The organism is Aeromonas sp. Y293-4 (genome assembly GCF_027705905.1).
In the GTDB taxonomy this organism is placed as follows: Bacteria; Pseudomonadota; Gammaproteobacteria; order Enterobacterales; family Aeromonadaceae; genus Aeromonas; species Aeromonas veronii.
Genome location: NZ_JAPDCI010000011.1, coordinates 1 through 19,695 on the forward strand (window position 1 = coordinate 1; position 19,695 = coordinate 19,695).

19 protein-coding genes are annotated in these 19,695 nt (G+C 59.8%); 11 read left to right on the plus strand and 8 right to left on the minus strand.

Going from position 1 to position 19,695, the window contains the following annotated elements; genetic code table 11:
* Positions 1 to 44: 44 nt before the first annotated feature.
* The 3 genes from OKC31_RS13205 to OKC31_RS13215 all read right to left on the minus strand — a co-directional run bounded on the left by OKC31_RS13205 (position 45) and on the right by OKC31_RS13215 (position 2,828).
* Entirely contained in the window at positions 45 to 464 is a 420-nt protein-coding gene (locus OKC31_RS13205) for a hypothetical protein (protein WP_270657076.1), read from the minus strand.
* 18 nt (positions 465 to 482) lie between these two features.
* On the minus strand, positions 483 to 1,781 hold the full coding sequence (locus OKC31_RS13210; RefSeq protein WP_265783706.1) for a tyrosine-type recombinase/integrase: 1,299 nt from the start codon (positions 1,779 to 1,781) through the stop codon (positions 483 to 485).
* Positions 1,782 to 1,964: 183 nt separating this feature from the next.
* On the minus strand, positions 1,965 to 2,828 hold the full coding sequence (locus tag OKC31_RS13215) for a YicC/YloC family endoribonuclease (RefSeq protein ID WP_005342032.1): 864 nt from the start codon (positions 2,826 to 2,828) through the stop codon (positions 1,965 to 1,967).
* A 147-nt stretch (positions 2,829 to 2,975) separates the two neighbouring features.
* On the opposite strand from OKC31_RS13215, the gene rph reads away from it, so the two are divergent.
* The 9 genes from rph to OKC31_RS13260 all read left to right on the plus strand — a co-directional run bounded on the left by rph (position 2,976) and on the right by OKC31_RS13260 (position 12,708).
* A complete protein-coding gene (rph, locus tag OKC31_RS13220; protein WP_005339589.1) occupies positions 2,976 to 3,692 on the plus strand; it encodes a ribonuclease PH in 717 nt (238 codons plus the stop codon).
* Between the two features lie 341 nt (positions 3,693 to 4,033).
* Positions 4,034 to 4,687 carry an orotate phosphoribosyltransferase gene (pyrE, locus tag OKC31_RS13225; RefSeq protein WP_216952344.1) on the plus strand — a complete coding sequence of 218 codons (654 nt, stop codon included), beginning with the start codon at positions 4,034 to 4,036 and terminating at the stop codon, positions 4,685 to 4,687.
* A 179-nt stretch (positions 4,688 to 4,866) separates the two neighbouring features.
* A complete protein-coding gene (locus tag OKC31_RS13230; RefSeq protein ID WP_247823768.1) occupies positions 4,867 to 7,296 on the plus strand; it encodes a heavy metal translocating P-type ATPase in 2,430 nt (809 codons plus the stop codon).
* Positions 7,297 to 7,686: a Cu(I)-responsive transcriptional regulator gene (cueR, locus tag OKC31_RS13235; protein ID WP_005356117.1), complete on the plus strand. Its 390-nt coding sequence runs from the start codon at positions 7,297 to 7,299 to the stop codon at positions 7,684 to 7,686.
* A 127-nt stretch (positions 7,687 to 7,813) separates the two neighbouring features.
* Positions 7,814 to 8,968: a GGDEF domain-containing protein gene (locus OKC31_RS13240; RefSeq protein ID WP_270657077.1), complete on the plus strand. Its 1,155-nt coding sequence runs from the start codon at positions 7,814 to 7,816 to the stop codon at positions 8,966 to 8,968.
* Positions 8,969 to 8,998: 30 nt separating this feature from the next.
* Positions 8,999 to 9,262 (plus strand): YihD family protein, encoded by a 264-nt coding sequence (locus OKC31_RS13245; protein WP_005339598.1) that lies wholly within the window; start codon positions 8,999 to 9,001, stop codon positions 9,260 to 9,262.
* 155 nt (positions 9,263 to 9,417) lie between these two features.
* Positions 9,418 to 10,869, plus strand: a complete 1,452-nt coding sequence (gene ccoG, locus OKC31_RS13250) for a cytochrome c oxidase accessory protein CcoG (protein ID WP_160881484.1) — start codon at positions 9,418 to 9,420, stop codon at positions 10,867 to 10,869.
* 103 nt (positions 10,870 to 10,972) lie between these two features.
* Positions 10,973 to 11,962 carry a serine/threonine protein kinase gene (locus tag OKC31_RS13255; RefSeq protein ID WP_160881483.1) on the plus strand — a complete coding sequence of 330 codons (990 nt, stop codon included), beginning with the start codon at positions 10,973 to 10,975 and terminating at the stop codon, positions 11,960 to 11,962.
* A gap of 137 nt (positions 11,963 to 12,099) precedes the next feature.
* The gene (locus OKC31_RS13260; RefSeq protein WP_005339604.1) at positions 12,100 to 12,708 is read left to right on the plus strand and encodes a thiol:disulfide interchange protein DsbA/DsbL; all 609 of its coding nucleotides are present in this window, start codon (positions 12,100 to 12,102) and stop codon (positions 12,706 to 12,708) included.
* 74 nt (positions 12,709 to 12,782) lie between these two features.
* On the opposite strand, the gene pncB is transcribed toward OKC31_RS13260, so the two are convergent.
* Positions 12,783 to 13,961, minus strand: coding sequence for a nicotinate phosphoribosyltransferase (gene pncB / locus OKC31_RS13265; RefSeq protein WP_005342020.1), 1,179 nt, complete (start codon positions 13,959 to 13,961; stop codon positions 12,783 to 12,785).
* Positions 13,962 to 14,050: 89 nt separating this feature from the next.
* Positions 14,051 to 14,686 carry a nicotinamidase gene (locus OKC31_RS13270; RefSeq protein ID WP_108541466.1) on the minus strand — a complete coding sequence of 212 codons (636 nt, stop codon included), beginning with the start codon at positions 14,684 to 14,686 and terminating at the stop codon, positions 14,051 to 14,053.
* Between the two features lie 74 nt (positions 14,687 to 14,760).
* Between OKC31_RS13270 and OKC31_RS13275 the strand changes: the two genes are divergently transcribed.
* Both OKC31_RS13275 and OKC31_RS13280 read left to right on the plus strand, forming a co-directional pair.
* Positions 14,761 to 15,411, plus strand: a complete 651-nt coding sequence (locus OKC31_RS13275) for an NUDIX hydrolase (RefSeq protein WP_064338986.1) — start codon at positions 14,761 to 14,763, stop codon at positions 15,409 to 15,411.
* Entirely contained in the window at positions 15,408 to 15,914 is a 507-nt protein-coding gene (locus tag OKC31_RS13280; protein ID WP_199427676.1) for a DUF523 domain-containing protein, read from the plus strand. The genes OKC31_RS13275 and OKC31_RS13280 overlap by 4 nt, the downstream gene beginning before the upstream one ends.
* Here OKC31_RS13280 and OKC31_RS13285 read toward each other — a convergent pair.
* From OKC31_RS13285 to OKC31_RS13295, 3 genes are all read right to left on the minus strand, one after another.
* On the minus strand, positions 15,839 to 16,804 hold the full coding sequence (locus OKC31_RS13285) for an acyltransferase (RefSeq protein WP_064338984.1): 966 nt from the start codon (positions 16,802 to 16,804) through the stop codon (positions 15,839 to 15,841). The genes OKC31_RS13280 and OKC31_RS13285 overlap by 76 nt on opposite strands.
* A 6-nt stretch (positions 16,805 to 16,810) precedes the next feature.
* Positions 16,811 to 17,710 carry an acyltransferase gene (locus tag OKC31_RS13290; protein ID WP_088870382.1) on the minus strand — a complete coding sequence of 300 codons (900 nt, stop codon included), beginning with the start codon at positions 17,708 to 17,710 and terminating at the stop codon, positions 16,811 to 16,813.
* Positions 17,711 to 17,836: 126 nt separating this feature from the next.
* Positions 17,837 to 19,351, minus strand: a complete 1,515-nt coding sequence (locus OKC31_RS13295) for a YifB family Mg chelatase-like AAA ATPase (RefSeq protein WP_139734431.1) — start codon at positions 19,349 to 19,351, stop codon at positions 17,837 to 17,839.
* Positions 19,352 to 19,695 lie beyond the last annotated feature (344 nt).

Here is a 19,695-nt window from a genome sequence, read left to right on the forward strand (position 1 = left end):
CCTATCTGGAAAAGGTACTGGATGCTGGGTTGGCTAAATTGACCTCAATTTAACAATTTGTTCACGCTCTCACCCTGTGTTTTTTGCCGCAGCCGTTGATGAGGCACTGCACGTGCCAGCAGAACATCTCGAGCGGTCAAAGTGTGAATATGTTTGGCCAGGTGCCGAAGACCAAGGGCGCCCAGCCCATGACAGATATCTTGGTTCAACAACAGGTATGGTTCTTCGCCTTCGAATGGATTATCACCATCCAAACCCGCATCATCTCGCTTGGCTAATTCCGCCAACTCAAAAAAACTTTTTTTGCTACTGAGTTGCTGCAACTTAAGGTCGGCCCCTTCAAGCCAATCAAATGCAATTTTAACCTTCCGTAATGGCTCCTTCAGTTCAGGGTATTGCTCCATAATCTGCTTGATGGAGCTATTGAGCGGAAATATGTCGAGTGGATTTGGTGCATGGTTCATAGCGCTAATAACTCAGCCTTATCTTGAAAGTGGCGTGGTGAAGGGAATGACATTCGGCATGTCGTTGATGATGGGTGTCAGTATGCAGACTAACTTTTCAAATGCCTCCCTGCGTTCGTTCAGGTAGTCGTGACGGTTGTAAATCCCTTCAACACCCTTGAGTTTGTGGTTAAGGCAGCGTTCGGCAATGTGGCTTGGCACCCCTAATGATGCCAACAAGCTGCGGCAGGTCCGTCGCAAGTCATGGATAGTGAAATGTTCCACACCTGCTTCTCCCAGCCGATTGGCAGTCGGTTGCTTCTTGCTGTCGACTTTTTTTCCAAACAGTTTCGCTAGGGCATGGTTAAGAGTGTCACTGGAGATATGTCCGTGTCGTTTGCTGGAGCGCCGAGATGGAAAGACATAGGGCGATCCGCAGGCGCGCACCTTCAGTTCGCTGAACCACTCTAGGCTGGTGGAACTCAGCGGTATGGTAATTGCTGCATCGGTTTTGCTGCGATTGATCGGGAGTCGCCAAACTCGTTCGTCAAAATCGATCTCGCTCCACATCGCCTCAATCAATTCGCTTTTACGCACCCCAAGATGAACCAGCAGGGCGATCGCCAAATAGTTTTCACGCACGAACTGGTCACGGTGTTTGCGCAGTACCCGGAACAAAATCTCCAGTTCATCCAGACTCAAGATTCGTTTCCGGCTTGTCTCTTGCCCACCAGCATCCGTCATGGTGAAAGCCTGTGCCGGGCTGTAGTCAATCAAGTTGAGCTTGATAGCGTGTTTGAACAACTGTTTGCAGACCATCAAAGTATCGTTCGCGGTGGCGTTGCGCCCAGAGTTGGCCACTTTATGGATGATGGCGCGGATATCGCGGGCATTAACCGCTTTCAATGCCAGCTTGCCAATGTGTGGTGCTATCTCTTTCCGGTAGATACGCTGGGGGATTTGCGGGTTCTTCAGTCGTCGTTTGACATCATGCTGATACCAGTCGAGAAACAGCTGTTCGACGGTTTTGACGGTCTCTTGCTGATCCCGTTTGCGCTCTACTGATGGGTCTTTGCCATTTTCTATATCGGCATTTAGACGGGAGGCCTCACCGCGAGCCTGAGCCAGAGACAAATGAGGGTATGACCCTATCGTGAACCAGACCCGCTTCCTAGCAAAGTTGGTATAGCGGAACATCCATTTACGGTTGCCGCTGGGGAGTCTTCGAAGATACAGGCCATCGCCCACGTTGATGTTATTGGTGGTGCCGAGTTTTCCCTCTTTCTCATCTTCACCATCCTGTTCCTTGATCTTCTTGGTGAGTGTACTTGCTTTCATGCGCAGTCCTTCAGCTAGTGGTATCACGTTCTCAAAAAAGTGGTATCACGTCGTGTCGTGATACCAAACGTGATACCACTTTATCAGGACAGCTGCGGACGATTCAAATCACACACAAACAACAAACCCCTGAAAATCAGGGGCTTGCGAGTCATATGAAACGGCCTGAAACGGCCAAAAACATCATTCTATGTTCTGGATCTGCTCGCGCATCTGCTCGATGAGGACTTTCAGCTCGACGGCGGACTGGGTCACTTCGGCGTTGATGGACTTGGAGCCCAGGGTGTTCGACTCGCGGTTGAACTCCTGCATCATAAAGTCGAGACGACGACCGCAGGCGCCACCCTTCTTCATGATCTTGTTGGTCTCGCTGATGTGCATCTCCAGACGATCCAGCTCTTCGGCTACGTCGATCTTCTGGGCCAGCAGCACGATCTCCTGCTCGATGCGGGCCGGATCCAGCTCCACCTTGGCTTCGGCCAGCCGGTCGGTGAGCTTCTGGCGCTGCCACTCGATGATCTGCGGCAGGTGGACGCGCACCTTCTTCACTTCCACCTGAATACCGGCCAGACGCTGTTCGATCAGCGCCTTGAGGTTGGCCCCTTCGCTGGCGCGGGAGGCGAGGAAATCTTCCATGGTCTGGTCAAAACCGCCGAGTAGCTCGGTGGCGACCGCGTCCATGTCCTGTTCGGCGGCAGCCATGACGCCCGGCCAGCGCAACACGTCGACCGGGTTGAGCTGGCCCTGACCCGCCTCTTTCATTACCCAGCTGGCGCTGTCGATGATCAGCTTGGCCAGCTCTTCATTGATGTGCAGCTGGCTGGCTGCGGCCTGAGCGGCCTCGAAACGCAGGTTGCACTCCACCTTGCCGCGCTGCAGCTTGGCTCGGAAACGCTCACGCAGAACCGGTTCCAGGCTGCGCAGTTGCTCCGGCAGGCGAATGTAGGTTTCCAGATAGCGCTGGTTGACCGAACGAATTTCCCAAACGGCTGTGCCCCAGTCGCCCTTGAATTCCTTGCGGGCGTAGGCGGTCATGCTGTGAATCATTGATTGTTCCGGGCTTGATGAAGTGTGCGGCCAGTATACTCAGCCCGGCCCTGTTCGTCAGCCGATGCCGTGGTTTTAGCGGCTGATATTTGGGGCGGGATCACTTATAATCCCCCGCCAATTTGAGCCAGCCCAGAGGTCCGTTCCATGTCACGTCCAAGCGATCGCAGTGCCGCGCAACTTCGCCCGGTTACCATTACCCGCAATTTCACCAAACATGCAGAAGGCTCAGTGCTGGTGGAGTTCGGTAACACTCGCGTGCTCTGCACCGCCAGCGTCGACACCAGCGTGCCGCGCTTCCTGAAAGGGAAGAACCAGGGCTGGGTGACTGCCGAATACGGCATGCTGCCGCGCTCCACCCACTCCCGGATGAACCGCGAAGCGGCCTCCGGCAAGCAGAGTGGCCGCACTCTGGAGATCTCCCGGCTGATCGCCCGCTCCCTGCGCGCAGCGGTAGACCTGACTGCGCTGGGCGAGCACTCCATCACCGTTGACTGTGACGTGCTGCAAGCCGATGGTGGCACCCGCACCGCTTCCATTACCGGTGCCTGCGTGGCGCTGGTGGATGCGCTGAACTGGATGGTCGAGAAGGGCATGATCAAGCAGAGCCCGCTCAAGCAGATGATCGCCGCCGTCTCCGTCGGCATGTATCAGGGCGAAGCCATCTGCGATCTGGAGTACATCGAAGACTCCGCCGCCGAGACCGACATGAACGTGGTGATGACTGAAGATGGTCGCATCATCGAGGTGCAGGGCACCGCGGAGGCCGAGCCCTTCACCCATGAAGAGCTGCTGGAGATGCTGGCGCTCGCCAAGGGCGGCATCGCCGACATCATTGCGTTGCAGAAGCAGTCGCTCTCCTGATACCAGGACCTGTTGATGTTTCGGCACAAGTCGCGTTGCAGTGTCAAAGGATGCCAGGCTAGGCGCAGGATGCCGCCAATGGTTATTCCCTTGGCAAGTCCTGCAACAACGCATGGCATCCTTTGCCACGCAACCCGTAGGGACGGGGCGGTTTTTGTGCACAACGTCGTTATTCGATGCCTCGTTTGGATTACCAAACTTCGCATCTCATGCCTAGTTCTGCGCAAAAACCGACTCCGTCGCGGCTGTGACGAAGCGTCAACAGATCCTGCAAACGCGGCATTGACCGCGTTTTTTTATACCCCCACACAAGACAACGACAAGCCAAGCAAGGAGCCAGAATGAAAGCCTACCAGCGTCAATTTATCGAGTTCGCCCTGGAGAAACAGGTTCTCAAATTCGGTGAATTTACCCTGAAATCCGGTCGTAAAAGCCCCTACTTCTTCAACGCCGGTCTGTTCAACAGCGGCCGCGATCTGGCCCGTCTCGGCCGCTTCTATGCCGCCGCCCTGATGGATGCCGGCATCGAGTTCGATGTGCTGTTTGGCCCGGCCTACAAGGGGATCCCCATCGCTTCCGCCACCGCCGTGCAGCTGGTGGAGCAACACGATGTGGATGTGCCCTGGTGCTTCAACCGCAAGGAGGCCAAGGATCACGGCGAGGGTGGCAATCTGGTGGGCAGCCCGCTCAAGGGGCGCATCATGCTGGTGGACGACGTTATCACCGCCGGCACCGCCATCCGTGAATCCATGGATCTGATCCAGGCCAACGGCGCCTCGCTGGCGGGCGTGCTGATCGCGCTGGACCGTCAGGAGAAGGGCAAGGGCGAGCTCTCCGCCATTCAGGAGGTGGAGCGTGACTACGGCGCCCACATCATCGCCATCATTCAGATGAGCGACCTGATTGCCTATCTGGAAGAGAAGCAGGCCGAGCAGCCGGATCTGGCGGCGCAACTGGCTGCCATGAAGGCTTACCGCGCCCAGTACGGTATCTGAGTCGCAGTTCACACCGCGCAATAGCTGAATGCGGCGCCCGTTTGCTCTCTGGCAGCAAACGGGCGCCGTTTTTTAATCTGCAAAAAGTGGAGCATGTGGCTTGAGCTTGCCCTTACAGTAAAGGTTAGGGTTTGCCCGTCGGCGTTTTGTGGTGCCGACGGGTTCCGGGGAGGAACAACATGACCACTCATCTTCAATCACCCATTCATCTGCAGTTGCCGCTCAGCGGCATGAGCTGCGCCAACTGCGCAGGCCGCATCACGACCGCCCTCAACAAGCTCGACGGGGTATCGGCCACCGTCAACTTCGCGCTGGAGCAGGCGGCCATCGAGCTGGCCAGCCACGACCGCCTGCCTGCGGTGCTCGAAAGCATCAAAAGTCAGGGTTATGACTACGGCAGCGAGACCTTTTTGTTTCAAATTACCGGCATGACTTGTGCCGGTTGTTCAGCTCGGCTTAACAAAATGCTGGCCGCGTTGCCCGGCGTTATCTCCGCCGAGGTCAACTTCTCCATCGAACAGGCCCGGATTGTGCTGGTGCCCGGGATGCAGACTCCGGCCGCTTTGCGCGAGCAGATCGAAGCGCTCGGCTTTGGCGCCCAGCTGGCACAAGGCTCGGCCAGCGGTCGTCGCCAGCAGTTGCTGGAGCGGGAAGCGCAGGAGGCCGCCACAGCCCGTCAGGCACAAACCCGGGTCATCGTCTCGGTTTTGCTCACCCTGCCGCTGCTGGTGGGGATGCTGGCCATGGCTGGACTGTTCCCCTGGCATCTTCCCGCCTGGCTCGAGCTGCTGCTCGCCACCCCGGTGCAGTTCTGGATCGGGGCCCGTTTCTATCGCGGCGCCTGGCTTGCCATCAAGAACCGCGCAGCCAATATGGATGTGCTGGTGGCAACCGGTACCAGCGCCGCCTACTTCTACAGCCTCTATCTGCTGCTGACGTTGGGGATGGCCGCCAGCGGCAAGCTCTATTTCGAGGCGAGCGCCATCATCATTACCCTGATCTCCCTCGGCAAGTTGCTGGAGGCTCGGGCCAGACGCAGCACCCAGTCCGCCATTCGTGAACTGATGGCGCTGCGACCGGAAACTGCCACCGTCTGGCGTGGCGAAGCGTGGCAGAGCGTCGCTATCGATGAGGTGCTGCGCGGCGATCGGCTGCGGGTGCTGGTGGGTGAGCGGGTGCCGGTGGATGGCAAAATCGTGAGCGGTGCCAGCGAACTGGACGAGTCGATCCTCACCGGCGAGAGCCTGCCGGTGCCGCGCGGTGAAGGCGACAAGGTGCTGGGCGGCGCCATCAACCGCACCGGCGTGCTGGAGATCGAAGCCACTACCGTGGGGGAGGACTCCAGTCTCAGCAAGATTATCGCATTGGTGGAGAGTGCCCAGATGGGCAAGGCCCCGCTGCAGCAACTGGTGGACAAGGTTTCTGCCGTGTTCGTACCGGTGGTGATGGCCATCGCCCTGTTCACCCTGCTGGTGTGGTACGCCATCAGCAACGACTTCGGTCAGGCCCTGCTGGCGGCGGTGGCGGTGCTGGTGATCGCCTGCCCCTGTGCGCTGGGGCTGGCGACCCCGGCGGCCATCGTCACCGGTACCGGAGTCGCGGCGCGCCACGGCATTCTGATCAAGGATGTGGATACCCTGCAGAAGGCCCACGCCATCAAGGCGCTTATCTTCGACAAGACCGGCACCCTGACCCAGGGCCGGCCGGTGCTGGACAGCTGGAGCGGCAACGACGAGCAGTTGCATCTGGCCGCCGCCCTGCAGCAGGCGAGCGAACACCCGCTGGCGCTGGCGATGCGCGAGGCGATCGGCAAAGAGGCGGTATTGCCCCAGCCGGAAGCGGTGGAGGTGCTGGTCGGGGCCGGTATTGTCGGTCAGGTGGCGGGCCACAGGGTCGCCATCGGTAATGGCTCCCTGCTGGCCCAGCTGGGCATTGATCAGCCGCAACAGGATAAACAAGCCGCCGATGGCGCGACCCGGGTTTGGGTGGCCATCGACGGCGTGGTGGCTGGTATCGCGGCGCTGGCTGATACCCTGCGCCCCGAGAGTCCGGAAGCCATCGCCACCCTGCGCCAGCGCGGCATTGCCAGCTGGTTGGTGAGCGGCGACGCGCCGGCCCCTGTGGCCCATATTGCCGCCAAGCTGGGGCTGGACGGGGCCTTTGACTCCGTGCTGCCTGCGGGCAAGGTGGAGAAAGTGGAGGCGTTGCGGGCGCAAACCCATGGGCTGGTGGCCATGGTGGGGGACGGGGTGAACGACGCCCCGGCGCTGGCGGCGGCGGATGTCGGTATCGCCATGGGCTCCGGCTCCGATGTGGCGATGGAGACCGCCTCCATCACCCTGATGCGATCTGACCCGCGGTTGGTGGCCGATGCCATCGATATCTCGGCGGCGACCTGGCGCACTATCCAGCAGAATCTGTTCTGGGCCTTCGTGTTCAACATCATCGGCATTCCGCTGGCGGCGCTGGGCTACCTGAGCCCCGAGCTGGCGGGGGCGGCCATGGCCCTGAGCAGCATTACCGTTTTGAGCAATTCCCTGTTATTGAAACGCTGGCAGCCCAGGGCGGCGCACGGGCCAGCATCCAACCCGATCAGTAAGGAGGCATAAATGAACATCAGCAAGGTTGCCAAGGCCACTGGGCTGACCGCCAAGACCATCCGTTATTACGAGAGCATTGGCCTCATTACAGCCCCGGTACGCAGTGACAACGGCTATCGCAGTTACACCGAGGGGGCGTTGCGCGAGCTGCGTTTCGTCAAGCGGGCGCGGGAGACCGGCTTCAATCTGGAGGAGTGTCAGGAGCTGCTGGCGCTCTATCGGGACGAACACAGAACCAGCGCCCAGGTGAAGAAGCTGGCGCAGGAGAAGATCGTCGATCTGCGCGCCCGCATTGCCGGTTTGCAGGCCATGCTTACCTCCCTGGAAGGGTTGGTTTGCTGCTGCCACGGGGATGAAAATCCCGAGTGCCCGATCCTCGACGAATTGGAGAAGGGGTGAGCAAGGACTCACCTGCCAGCGCAGAAGAAATCGTTATTGATTGATTAACTTCTTAATAAGCGGCGCTTTATTGTTGCGGGTCAGGGGGTAATGGTAGACTGCTCGGCTCTTGTACAGGAGTACTCAGTTGACCCAGAGTGTGACACGCCAGGTTAAGCAGGCCATTATGGCCCAGCTCTATACCCATGCATCGTTCAGTCTCCCCTGTTTGGGCGTGTTGGCATTTGGCTGGAGTCTGCTGTTTCACGACTATCTACCCGCCATCGAAGCGCTCGGTTGGCTGGCAGGCACTTTCCTGTGGCTGCTGGGTCGGGGTTGGCACCTGCGCTGGCGCCGAGCCCGCCTGCACCAGACACCGCTGCCGGTGCTGGAGCGGGAGCTCTTTATCGGAGCCACCATCACCTCAATCATCTGGGCGCTCGGTGTGCTGCTCTACATGGACAAGCTGCCCGATACCTACCGGGCCGCCATGATGATGCTCTCCAGCCTCATTCTGACCGGCAGCGCCATCATGCTGTTTGGCAGCCGCCGCACCCTCTATGGTTCCGCCCTGCCGCTGGGTATGGCTATGCTGTTCGAGCTGGGCAATGGCAACGAGCAGGAACGAATCGTCTCCTGCATGCTGGCGGGCTATCTGTTTGTCTTTCTGCCGACCCTGCTGCGCCGGATGCGGCGGGATCAGATCGCCTCGCTCCACCACCGTTTCTCCAACGCCGAGCTGGTGGCCGAGCTGAAGGCGGTCTCCGAGCATTTGCGTCTCACCTCCCGCCTCGACGGCCTGACCGGCATCGCCAACCGCGCCCATCTCGACGACTCTCTGGAGCGGGCCTGGCGGCGCTGTCACCGAGCCCGGGCGCCGTTGTCGCTGGTGCTGGTGGATGTGGATTACTTCAAGCAGTTCAACGATCTCTACGGTCATCAGCTGGGGGATGACTGCCTGCAACAGGTGGCGGGCTTGCTGGCCGAGGTGGAGCGGCGCGAGGATGATCTGGCGGCCCGTTACGGGGGCGAAGAGTTTGCCCTGCTGCTGCCCTGCACCGGCATGCAGGGGGCATTGCAGGTGGCCGACAATGTGCGGCAGGCACTCAAGGAGCTGGCCATCCCGCACCAGAAGTCACTGGTCTCCGGTCGGGTCACATGTAGTTTTGGTGTTGCGACACTGATACCGGACAACAACATGAAAATCGCCGATTTGATCCAAAAAGCGGATGCGGCCCTGTATCAGGCCAAGCATAATGGGCGGGATCGAATCGAAGTAGCCTTGATGGGTAAGGTTGCCTGAATTTAACGTGACAGATTAAAGAGGTTGTCTATGCAATGTCATCGTATCGAAGAGCTGCTGGAGTTGTTGCAGCCTGCCTGGATCAAGGAACAGGATCTCAGCCTGGTGCAGTTTGTTGCCAAACTGGCCCAAGAAGCGGGATTTGAAGGGCCTCTGTCCGAGCTGACCGACGACATGCTGATCTATCACCTCAAGATGCGGGAATCCGATAAGCAGGCGATGATCCCCGGTCTGGCCAAGGATCATGTGCCCGATTTCAAAGAGGCACTGCTCAAGGCTAGAGGAATCAAGTGAATCTTTAGCGGAAGCGCATCACCCCGGGGTGATGCGCTTTTTTGTTGCCGAAAATTGCGATCCAACCCCAATATTAGATACATCTAATCCACACAATTAGCATGCTGTTTAAGATATAATCCGCTCCATAACAAATAAGGGAGCGATGTCTTGCAATGGCCGACCACGATAAAATCGATATCAAGGACGTCACCGACAAGGGCGTAACCGGGACCTTCAACCCCAATACGTTCAAAGCCAGCGACGACAGATTCAATCCGGGCAACCGCATCTATGTGCGGGCCCAGAAAGGGTATTGGCAGCGGATGCGCAAGGCCATGGGCTGGTTCTTTGTGGCGCTGTTCGTGCTGCTGCCCTGGCTGCGTTACGACGGGCGACAGGCGGTGCTGTTCGACCTCGGTCACCAGCAGTTCCATATCTTTGGCGCCACCATCTGGCCGCAGGATCTGACCCTGCTCGCCTGGCTCTTCATGATCGCCGCCTTCGGACTCTTCTTTATTACCACCTTCCTCGGTCGGGTCTGGTGTGGTTATCTCTGCCCGCAGACGGTCTGGACCTTCATGTTCATCTGGTTTGAAGAGAAGCTGGAAGGGCCCGCCAACAAGCGGCGCAAGCTGGACGAGGCGCCCTGGAGCGGCGAGAAGCTGGCCCGCAAGGGAGCCAAGCATCTCGCCTGGCTGGCGATCTCGCTGGTGACCGGCCTGACCTTCGTCGCCTACTTCCAGGATGTGACTGAACTGGTGCCAGAGCTCTTCACCCTGCAGGCCAGCGGATGGGTGCTGTTCTGGGTGATCTTCTTCACCATCATCACCTACGGCAACGCAGGCTGGATGCGCGCCATCATGTGTATCCACATGTGCCCCTATGCCCGCTTCCAGTCCGCCATGTTCGACAAGGACACCTTCATCGTCGGCTATGACACCAAGCGTGGCGAGACCCGTGGCGCCCGCTCCCGCAAGGCGGATCCCAAGGCGATGGGGCTGGGCGACTGTATCGACTGCGATCTCTGCGTGCAGGTTTGCCCGACCGGTATCGACATCCGCGATGGCCTGCAGTACGAGTGCATCAACTGCGGCGCCTGCGTCGATGCCTGCGACCAGACCATGGAGCGGATGGGCTACCCGAAAGGGCTCATCAGCTACACCACAGAGCACAAGCTGGCCAACGACTCCACCCATGTGGCGCGGCCCAAGTTGATCGGTTACGGGCTGGTGATGGCGGTGATGCTGGGGGTCTTTGTCTACAATGCCATGTCCATCATGCCGATGGGGCTCGATATCCTGCGGGATCGCAACCAGCTGTTCCGCGAAAACAGCGAGGGGCTTATCGAGAACACCTACACCCTCAAGATCCTCAACAAGACTCTGCAGTCCCAGACCTACCAGCTGGATGTGGAGGGTTTGCCCGAGTATCAGTGGTTCGGCCCCCGTGAAGTGACCCTGAAGGCGGGCGAGATTTACACCCTGCCGGTCAGTCTGGCGGTCGATCCCTACAACCTGAAACGGCCGGCGCTGGATATCCAGTTCGTGCTGAAACGGGAGGGGGCGGCGCCCGATGACAGCAAGGGCAACCTGCGCCAGGGCAGCAAGTTTATCAGCCGGTTGTAACTGCGTGTGGCTGCGGGCCGGGCGTGACACCGGTCCGGTCACCAGCGAGCACGGCAATGGCGGGCAGTAGTGATAGAATGGGGCGCAACGGCGCCCCTTTCTTATGGTGGATGACATGCGTTTCAACTATTCCGACCTCAATCCCGACCTCATCATGGATGCGCTCGATCTCAGTGGCCTGCGGCTCGACTCCGGCCTTATCGAGCTCAACAGCTACGAAAACCGGGTCTACCAGTTTCAGGATGAGGATCGTCGCCGCTATGTGGTGAAGTTCTACCGTCCCGGCCGCTGGAGCTGGGCCCAGATCCTCGAGGAGCACGAGTATGCCACCCGCCTTGCAGAGGCTGAGATCCCGGTCGCCGCGCCGCTCGCCTTTGCAGGCGAGACCCTGCTGGAGCACGAGGGCTACCCCTTTGCCATCTGGCAGAGCGTCGGTGGCCGCCAGTTCGAGGTGGATAACCTCGACCAGCTGGAGTGGGTGGGGCGTTTCCTCGGCCGTATTCATCAGATCGGCGCCAGCAAGCCGTTTCATCATCGGGTGCGGCTCGATGTGGAGAGCATGCTGCACGAACCGCGTCAGCTGCTGGCGTCTGGCGAGTGGCTGCCAAGCGGGCTGGCGAAGCAATTCTTCGGGGTGCTGGACGAGCTGATTAAACATGTCAGCGACGCCATGACCCTGGATGTGGCGCAGATCTCCCTGCATGGCGATTGCCACCCGGGCAACATCCTCTGGCGCGATGGCCCCATGTTTGTCGACCTCGATGATTGCCGCACCGGCCCCGCGATTCAGGATCTCTGGATGATGCTGAGCGGCGAGCGCCACGAGCAGCAGATCCAGCTCGACACCCTGCTGGCGGGCTACGAGGAGTTTATGGAGTTCGACTCGCGGGAGCTGGCGCTGATCGAGCCGCTGCGGGCGATGCGCATCGTTCACTACATGGCCTGGCTGGCACGGCGCTGGGAAGATCCTGCCTTCCCCCGTCACTTCCCCTGGTTCAATACCGATCACTACTGGCGTCAACAGATAGCGACACTGCACGATCAGCTGGAGGCACTCAAGGCGCCACCGTTGAGCCTGATGCCAAACTGGTGAAATAGAAGGGATCTTGCGCGGCAAGGGGGACTCGATCTCCGGCCCTGACCATTGACGTCAGCATGGCGAAACAATAGGCTTGGCACTGCTTCGGTTCGCCGGGCGTGCCTCACAGTGATCCCTTAACAGGAAACATCATGAAAAAAGTTCTATTTTTCCTTGCTGCCATGCTGATGATCCCCATGGTTCACGCCGCCCCCGAGTTCAAGGAAGGCGTCAACTACGATGTGGTCAAACAGACTGGCAGTGCCCAGCCGGAAGTGATGGAGTTTTTCTCCTACTACTGCCCGCACTGCGCTACCTTCGAACCGATCGTTGAACAGTTGAAGGCCGGGTTGCCAGAGGGTGTGCCCCTCAAGAAGAACCCGGTTGCCTTCCTCGGCCGCGAAATGGGCCCCGAGATGCAGCGTGCTTATGCCGTTGCCAGCCTGCTCAACGCCGAAGCCAAGCTGACTCCGGCCATCTTCACCAAGATCCACACCCAGCGTCAGCCGCCGATGAGCCGTGACGACGTGAAGAAAATCTTCGTGGACAACGGCGTACCGGCTGAAGAGTTCGACGGTGCCGTCGACAGCTTCGCCGTCTCCGGCATGGTCTCCCAGTTCGATCGCAACACCGAGAGCTACAACATTCGCGGTGTACCGGCTTTCCTGGTGAACGGCAAGTACATGGTGAAGATTGAATCCATCACCTCTCAAGAGCAGTTCAACAAGCTGGTGCAGTTCCTGCTGGCCAAGAAAGACTGATTGTTGCCTGACCGCATAAAGAAAGCCCGCCGGTGTGAACCGGCGGGCTTTTTGTTTTCTGATGTTCGGGAAGATCAGACCCCGACGTGGAATGCCTGTTTGAGGTTGCGGATAAACTCCGCATCCCGACAGAGGGTCTTGCCCGGGCTGTCGGAGATCTTGGCAACCGGGCCACCATTGCACTCGATCAGCTTGAAGACGATGTTCATCGGGCTGACACCGGGCAGATCGCAGGTGAGCTTGGTGCCGATGCCGAAACTGGTGTTGATGCGGCCACGGAAGTGGCGGAACAGCTGCACCGCCTTGTCGAGGTTGAGCCCGTCGGAGAAGACCAGGGTCTTGTCGGTAGGATCGATGCCGAGGCGCTGATAGTGGCTGATCGCCTTCTCGCCCCACACCACGGGATCGCCGGAGTCGTGACGCAAGCCCTGATAGCTGCTGGCCAGCTCGAAGTCGAAGTCCCGCAGGAAGGCATCCATGGTGATGCAGTCGGTCAGGGCGATGCCGAGATGGTCGGTGAACTCGTCCAGCCAGCTGGTGAGGGCAGCGCGCTGGCTGTGCTCAAGCGGGAAGCCGAGCTGCTGGTGCGCCTGGAACCACTCATGGGCCTGGGTGCCGACCGCGGGCAGCTTGTACTTCTGGGCCAGCATGTAGTTGCTGGTGCCGCGAAACGCCGGCAGCCGCTCCTTGAGGCGACCCACTACCGCATCCTGTACCGCGTGAGAGAAGCGGCGGCGGGTGCCGAAGTCGATGAGGTTGAACTCGCTCATCTCGTCGCTGCTCAGCTCCTTCTCCAGCTTGTCGATCTTCTGATCGAGCCGCTCCAGCGCGTGGCTGACGCCGAACTGGGGGTAGCGGAAGCGGTTGCGCATCTCGCTGATGATGGCGAGCACCGGGATCTCCCACAGGATCACATCCTGCCAGGGGCCCTCGACCCGCACATTGATGCGGCCATCCTGCTCGAACACTTTAAGCAGCGAGGCGTCGAGCGGCTTGCGGCGCAGGTGGTCGAGGTAGTCAGGAGTGAAGAAGGGACGCTCGGCCAGAAAATCGAGCTCTGGCCTGGTCAGTCGCAGGGAGCCGGCGAGGCGCAGTTGCTCTTCGATCTGCCCCATCATGGGCAGCAGATCCTCTTCATTGCGGCTGTGAAACTCGGCCACCACCTCGGCATCCGGATAGCGATGGAACACCGCCTGCTGCATATGCAGCTTGTAGGCATCGGTGTCGAGCAGGCTGGTGAGGATTGGAGGCATATCAGGCTCCTCGCAGGCGGGCGAACGCCAGTTGCATAGGTAAATTGCAGGCGCCGCTATCGGACAGGCTGGTGAGGATTGGGGGCATATCAGGCGTCCAGTAGGCGTTGTACATCGATCAGGGTTTGGGCCAGTTCGGCGCCAGCCTCGATCATCTGGGTGTGGGCGCTGGCAACCGTCGCGGGTGCAATGCCACGGCAGGCATCGAGATGGACGATTACCCGGAAACCGGCGCGGCGCAGTTGCAGCACGCTGGTTTTGACACAGTAGTCGGTGGCAAGGCCGCCGACCAGTACGGTATCGACCTGGCGGGCTTGCAGGAATTCGATGAGTCCGGTGCTGCGCCGTTCGGCCAGGTCGTGGAAGCAGGTGCCATAGGGATGCAGATCAGGCTCGACCCCCTTCCAGACGAAGAAGTCATAGTCGATGGGTGAGGGCAGGCCGTCGAGCAGCTCGAAGCCCTTGCTGCCCGGTACGCAGTGCACCGGCCAAGTGAGGTCGGCGTTGGGCAGATCCAGCGGCAACAGCATGCCTGCGGGGTCAGAGACGGCCCAGTCGGCATTGGCAGGGTGAGAGTCTTTGCTGCCGATCCGCAGCGTGGCTAGGGTGGCCTGAGCGTTGAGCGCAGCCACAATATCATCACCGCCCGCGACGGGCAGTTCGTTCGGGCAGAGGGGGGTAAAGCCCTTCTGCGCATCAATATCCAGGCTGGCGACGGTTCCCATGATTGGCTCCTGCACATACTATTCGTGTGATATTATCTACCAAACATTAATGGAAGGCGAGCAGGGCGATCGGCATGCTGAGAATGAGTCTGGATATGGTGGTGCTGCGGTTGCATGAGGAGCGGCTCGAGCTGCTGCTCGAGACCCGCGATCGCCCCCCCTTTGCCCACTGCTGGCAACTGCCTGCGCTGCGCATCGACGAGACCCGGGATCGGGATCTCGATGCCGCCCAGCGCCGTCTGCTGGCGGAGTGGGGGCTCGGTCACTGCTACAGCGAGCAGGTCTGCACCCTCGGCAATCTGGAGCGGGATCCCCGCGGCTGGTCCACTACCCTGGTTTACCTCTGTCTGGTGGCGCCTGAAGTGGAGACCCGCCACGGTTGCTGGCATCCGGTTTCGACCCTGCCGGGCATGAGCCTCGCCTTCGACCATGTCCAGCTCATCGCCAAGGGGCTGGAGCGGCTGCGGATCAAGAGCCGCTACAGCACCCTGCCGCTGCAACTGCTGGGGCCCGAGTTCACCCTCTCCGAGGTGCAGCGCGCTTTTGAAATCATCCTGCAAACACCCATGAATACGGCGGCATTTCGCAAGCGGATCCATCGCGCCGACATTCTGGTGGATACCGGCCGCAAGCGCACCGGCAAACAGCGTCCCGCCATCCTCTACCGGCTGGAGAGCCCCTGCTGCGTGATGTTCGATCAAGTGATGCATGGAGCGGAAGCATGAGTGATACCAGCGTGCACAAGGTGCTGGTGAGTGCCTGCTTGCTGGGTCAGCCGGTGCGTTACGACGGTCAGAGCAAGGGGATCGTCAGCGACTGGCTGAGTGAGCTGGGTGCCGAGGGGCGGGCGCTGGCGTTTTGCCCCGAAGTGGCGGGCGGTCTGTCGACCCCGCGTCCTCCTGCCGAGCGGCAGGGCGAGCGTGTAGTGACGGCGAGCGGGCTGGATGTGACTGAAGAGTTTGATCGCGGCGCCGAGCTGGCGTTGGAAATCTGCCAGACACAGGGCATTCGCTTCGCCCTGCTGAAAGAGGGGAGCCCCTCATGTGGCAGCGGCCGTATCTATAACGGCCGCTTTGAAGGGGTTTCTGTGGCGGGCGAGGGCAAGACCACTGCCCTGCTGCGCCGCCACGGGATTGTGGTCTTTTCCGAAGATCAGTTGGCCGAGTTGGCCTCGGCACTCTCTTTGGATTCATCCCCGGATTTGGCGGCAACCGGCAGCGGCGCCTGACCGCTCTGCCACCCCTCCAGCACCTCGTCCTTCTCCTGCCAGCGCTGGTTTAGCCACTCCTGAAAACCGCGCTTGAATTGCTTGTCGTTGAAGTAATCTCCAATCAGCTGCTCATTCACCGGCAGCTCCTCAATCCGCACCTGAATGCGTTTTACCCGCCCCATCAGGAAGTCCTTGAACGGGGTCTCGGCGTTGTCCGGATAGCGGATGGTGACGTTGATCAGGCTGTCGAACTGCTCGCCCATGGCTGCCAGCGTAAAGGCCAGCCCCGCCGCCTTGGGCGGCATCAGGTGACGATAGCGGGAGCGGGCCGCATCCCGTTTCTGCTCGGTGAAGCGGGTTCCTTCCACGAAGTTGATGACGGTAGTGGGGATGTGGCGAAACTTCTCGCAGGCGTTGCGGGTGGTTTCTATATCTTTGCCGCGCAGATGGGGATTTCTTAACAGAAATTCTCGCGAATAGCGGCGCATAAAGGGCATATCGAGCCCCCAGCAGGCGAGCCCCAACAGCGGGATGTAGATGAGCTCGTGCTTCATGAAGAACTTGGGCACCGGCAGCCTATCGCGGAACAGGTGGCCGAGCACCACGATATCGGTCCAGCTCATATGGTTGCTGATGATGAGATACCAGCCATCCTTGCGCAGCTTGGTATTGTCCTCCACCTGCCAGTCAATACGGGTGGTGAGGCGGATCACCAGCGCATTGCAGGCCAGCCACAGGCGCATGAAGCGGTTGTTGAGGCGGCTGCAGGCGCGGCCAAAGGCCGGGATCGGCAGTACTAGTTTGGCCAGCGACACCAGCAGGATCAGGCTGGCGCACAAGGCGGTGAAAAGGATGGTCAGGCCCGCGCTGATGATCAGCACCAGCGGGCCGGGAAGCAGGGATAGCATGAATGTTTACTGCGCCTTGGTTGCCAGCAGTTGGCTCAGGGTCTGGTCCTTTTCGTGCCAGATCCCGTTCAACCACTGTTGAAACTCTTGTTGGAACTCGGGGTCATTGAAGTAATCCCCCACCAGCTTGCGGTCGATCGGCAAATAGCGGACCTGAACCTTGATTTGCCCGACCCGGCCACACATGAAGTCCCAGTAGCTGGGGATGCCGTCCGGATAGGCGATGGTGACATCCACCAGTTGATGCAACTGATCACCCATAGCGGCCAGAGTAAAGGCGATGCCCCCCGCTTTCGGGAGCAGCAGATGACGATAGGGCGAGCCCTGCTTCTGATGCTTGCTGCCGGTGAAGCGGGTGCCTTCGACGAAGTTCATCACACTCACCGGAATGTGGCGGAACCTGGCGCAGGCCTTACGGGTTGTTTCTATGTCTTTTCCCTTCAGATGGGGATGCTTTTCCAGAAATTTCCGGGAATATCGCCGCATGAAGGGGAAGTCGAGCGCCCACCATGCCAGACCGAGAAAAGGTACCCAAATCAGCTCTTTCTTGAGGAAAAACTTCAGGAAGGGGATTTTTCGGTTAAAAACCCGCTGCAGTACCAGTATGTCGACCCAGGATTGATGGTTGGCAATCACCATATACCACTCATTCCGGCGCCCTTTGTCCACTCCGACCACCTCGAAAGGGGTTTTTATGATGGTTTTCTGGATCAGATTGTTGAAACCTATCCAGCAGCTGGCACAGCCATCCAGCAGCCAGTTGCAGAGGGTGCGCCACCCCTTGAGGGGGAGCAGGAGCTTGAGCAGGCCCAGCGAAAAGATGGGGACAAACCAGAAGAGGGTGTTGAAAAAATAGAGCAGGGTGGAGAGGCTGCCGCGCAGTCGCTCTGTCAGCTTGTTGGGCATGAGTCGGGTCCGTCTTGCTGTCGATAAAGGGCCATCAAGTGGTCAGATCTGTGGCCATAATATCAGCCGATTGCCTGCGAGACCATGCAGAGCCTTTACGGGGTTGGACTCACCCTTTCCCTTCTGTCAGCTGCTGCGCAGTCGCGACAGCAGCCTGTCCATGGCGCGATAACCGAGCGCCTCGATAAGATGCTCCTTGCCGATGGCGGGTTGCCCGGCCAGATCGGCGATGGTGCGTGACACCCGCAGGATGCGATGCCAGGCCCGGATGCTGAGCCCCAGCTTCTGGATGGCGTTCTCCAAAAATTCGGCATCTTGCACCGATAAGCGGCAAATATCCTCTATCTCACGGCTATCCAGCAGGTTGTTGAGCTTGCCGTTACGGCTCAGCATGCGCTCCCGTGCCGCCAGCACCCGATCGCGGATCTGTTGGCTCGACTCCCCTCGCTCCGCCTTGCCGGTGAGGCTCCCCTTGGGCAGCAGCGGCACCTCCACCGTCAGGTCGAAGCGGTCGAGAAAGGGGCCAGAGAGTTTGCCGAGGTAGCGCAGGATCTGATCCGGGCTGGAGCGGGTCTGGCCGTCGCCATAGTGGCCGCAGGGGCTGGGATTCATGGCGCCCACCAGCTGGAAGCGAGCGGGAAAATCGACCTGACGGGCGGCCCGGCTGATGGTGATGTGGCCCGTCTCCAGCGGCTCGCGCAGGGAGTCGAGCACCTTGCGCTCGAATTCGGGCAATTCATCCAGAAACAGCACCCCGTTGTGGGCCAACGAAATTTCGCCGGGCCGCGGGTGGCTGCCGCCGCCCACCAGCGCCACCGCCGAGGCGCTGTGGTGGGGCGTGCGATAGGGTCTGTGGTGCCAGTGACCAGCGCGCGGGGTGAGACCTCCGATGGAGTGGATGGCGGCGGTCTGCTGCGCCTCCTGCTCGCTCAGCGGTGGCAGAATGCCGGGCAGACGGCTGGCCAACATGCTCTTGCCGGTGCCGGGCGGGCCGATGAACAGCAGGTTGTGGCTGCCGGCGGCTGCGATTTCCAGCGCCCGCTTGGCCTGTGACTGGCCGATCACATCCTGCAGATCCGGTACATCGGGCAGGCTCTCCGCGCTTTGTTGATCCGGCAGTGGCAGTTCGTATTGGCCTGCCAACCAGGCGGTGACGGCCAGCAGTTGGTGAGCGGTGCGCACCTCTGCATCCTGAATGAGGGAAGCTTCCGGGCCGTTCTCCCGCGGTACCAGCAGGGTGCGTCCCGCATCGCGGCAGGCGAGCACGGCGGGCAGCACCCCGAGCACGGGGCGAATTTCGCCGGTCAGAGCCAACTCGCCTAAAAATTCGTGATCGAGCAGGTATTTTGCTGGTATTTGCTTGGAAGCAGCGAGAATGCCGATGGCGATGGCCAGATCGAAACGGCCCCCCTCCTTGGGTAGATCGGCGGGGGCCAGATTGACTGTGATGTGTTTGCTCGGGAACTCGAAATTGCCGTTGAGCAGGGCGCTGCGCACCCGATCCCGTGACTCCTTCACCGAGGTTTCCGGCAGGCCGACCATGTTGAAGGCGGGCAGGCCGTTGGAGAGGTGAACTTCCACTGTAACTTGCGGGGCCGCGATCCCGAGGCTGGCACGGCTATAAACCACAGCTAATGACATTAATCCCGTCCTTGAGTTGATATATGTTCTGACTAACTGCTTGTTGTTGGTTTTTTATTCCAGAGTTCCGGCTGAGGAATAGCCAAAATCAGTGGGTTGTCACAGAAAAAAGGCTTGCCCAATAAAAATCACCGTGCTAGTTCTAATAGCCATTCGCGGTAGAAACCTCCCCAATTTCACAGGATTTCCGGTTGTAACTATGAACATGGCCTCCCGTTTCGTCAGCATTATTGTGGTCCTAGTGGTGATTATTATCTCACCGCTCGGGGCTCGTTTAGCTGCACGGAACAAGGGATAGACCCACCACCGGACAGAACGAAACAAGCGACCCCCGAGCCTCACAG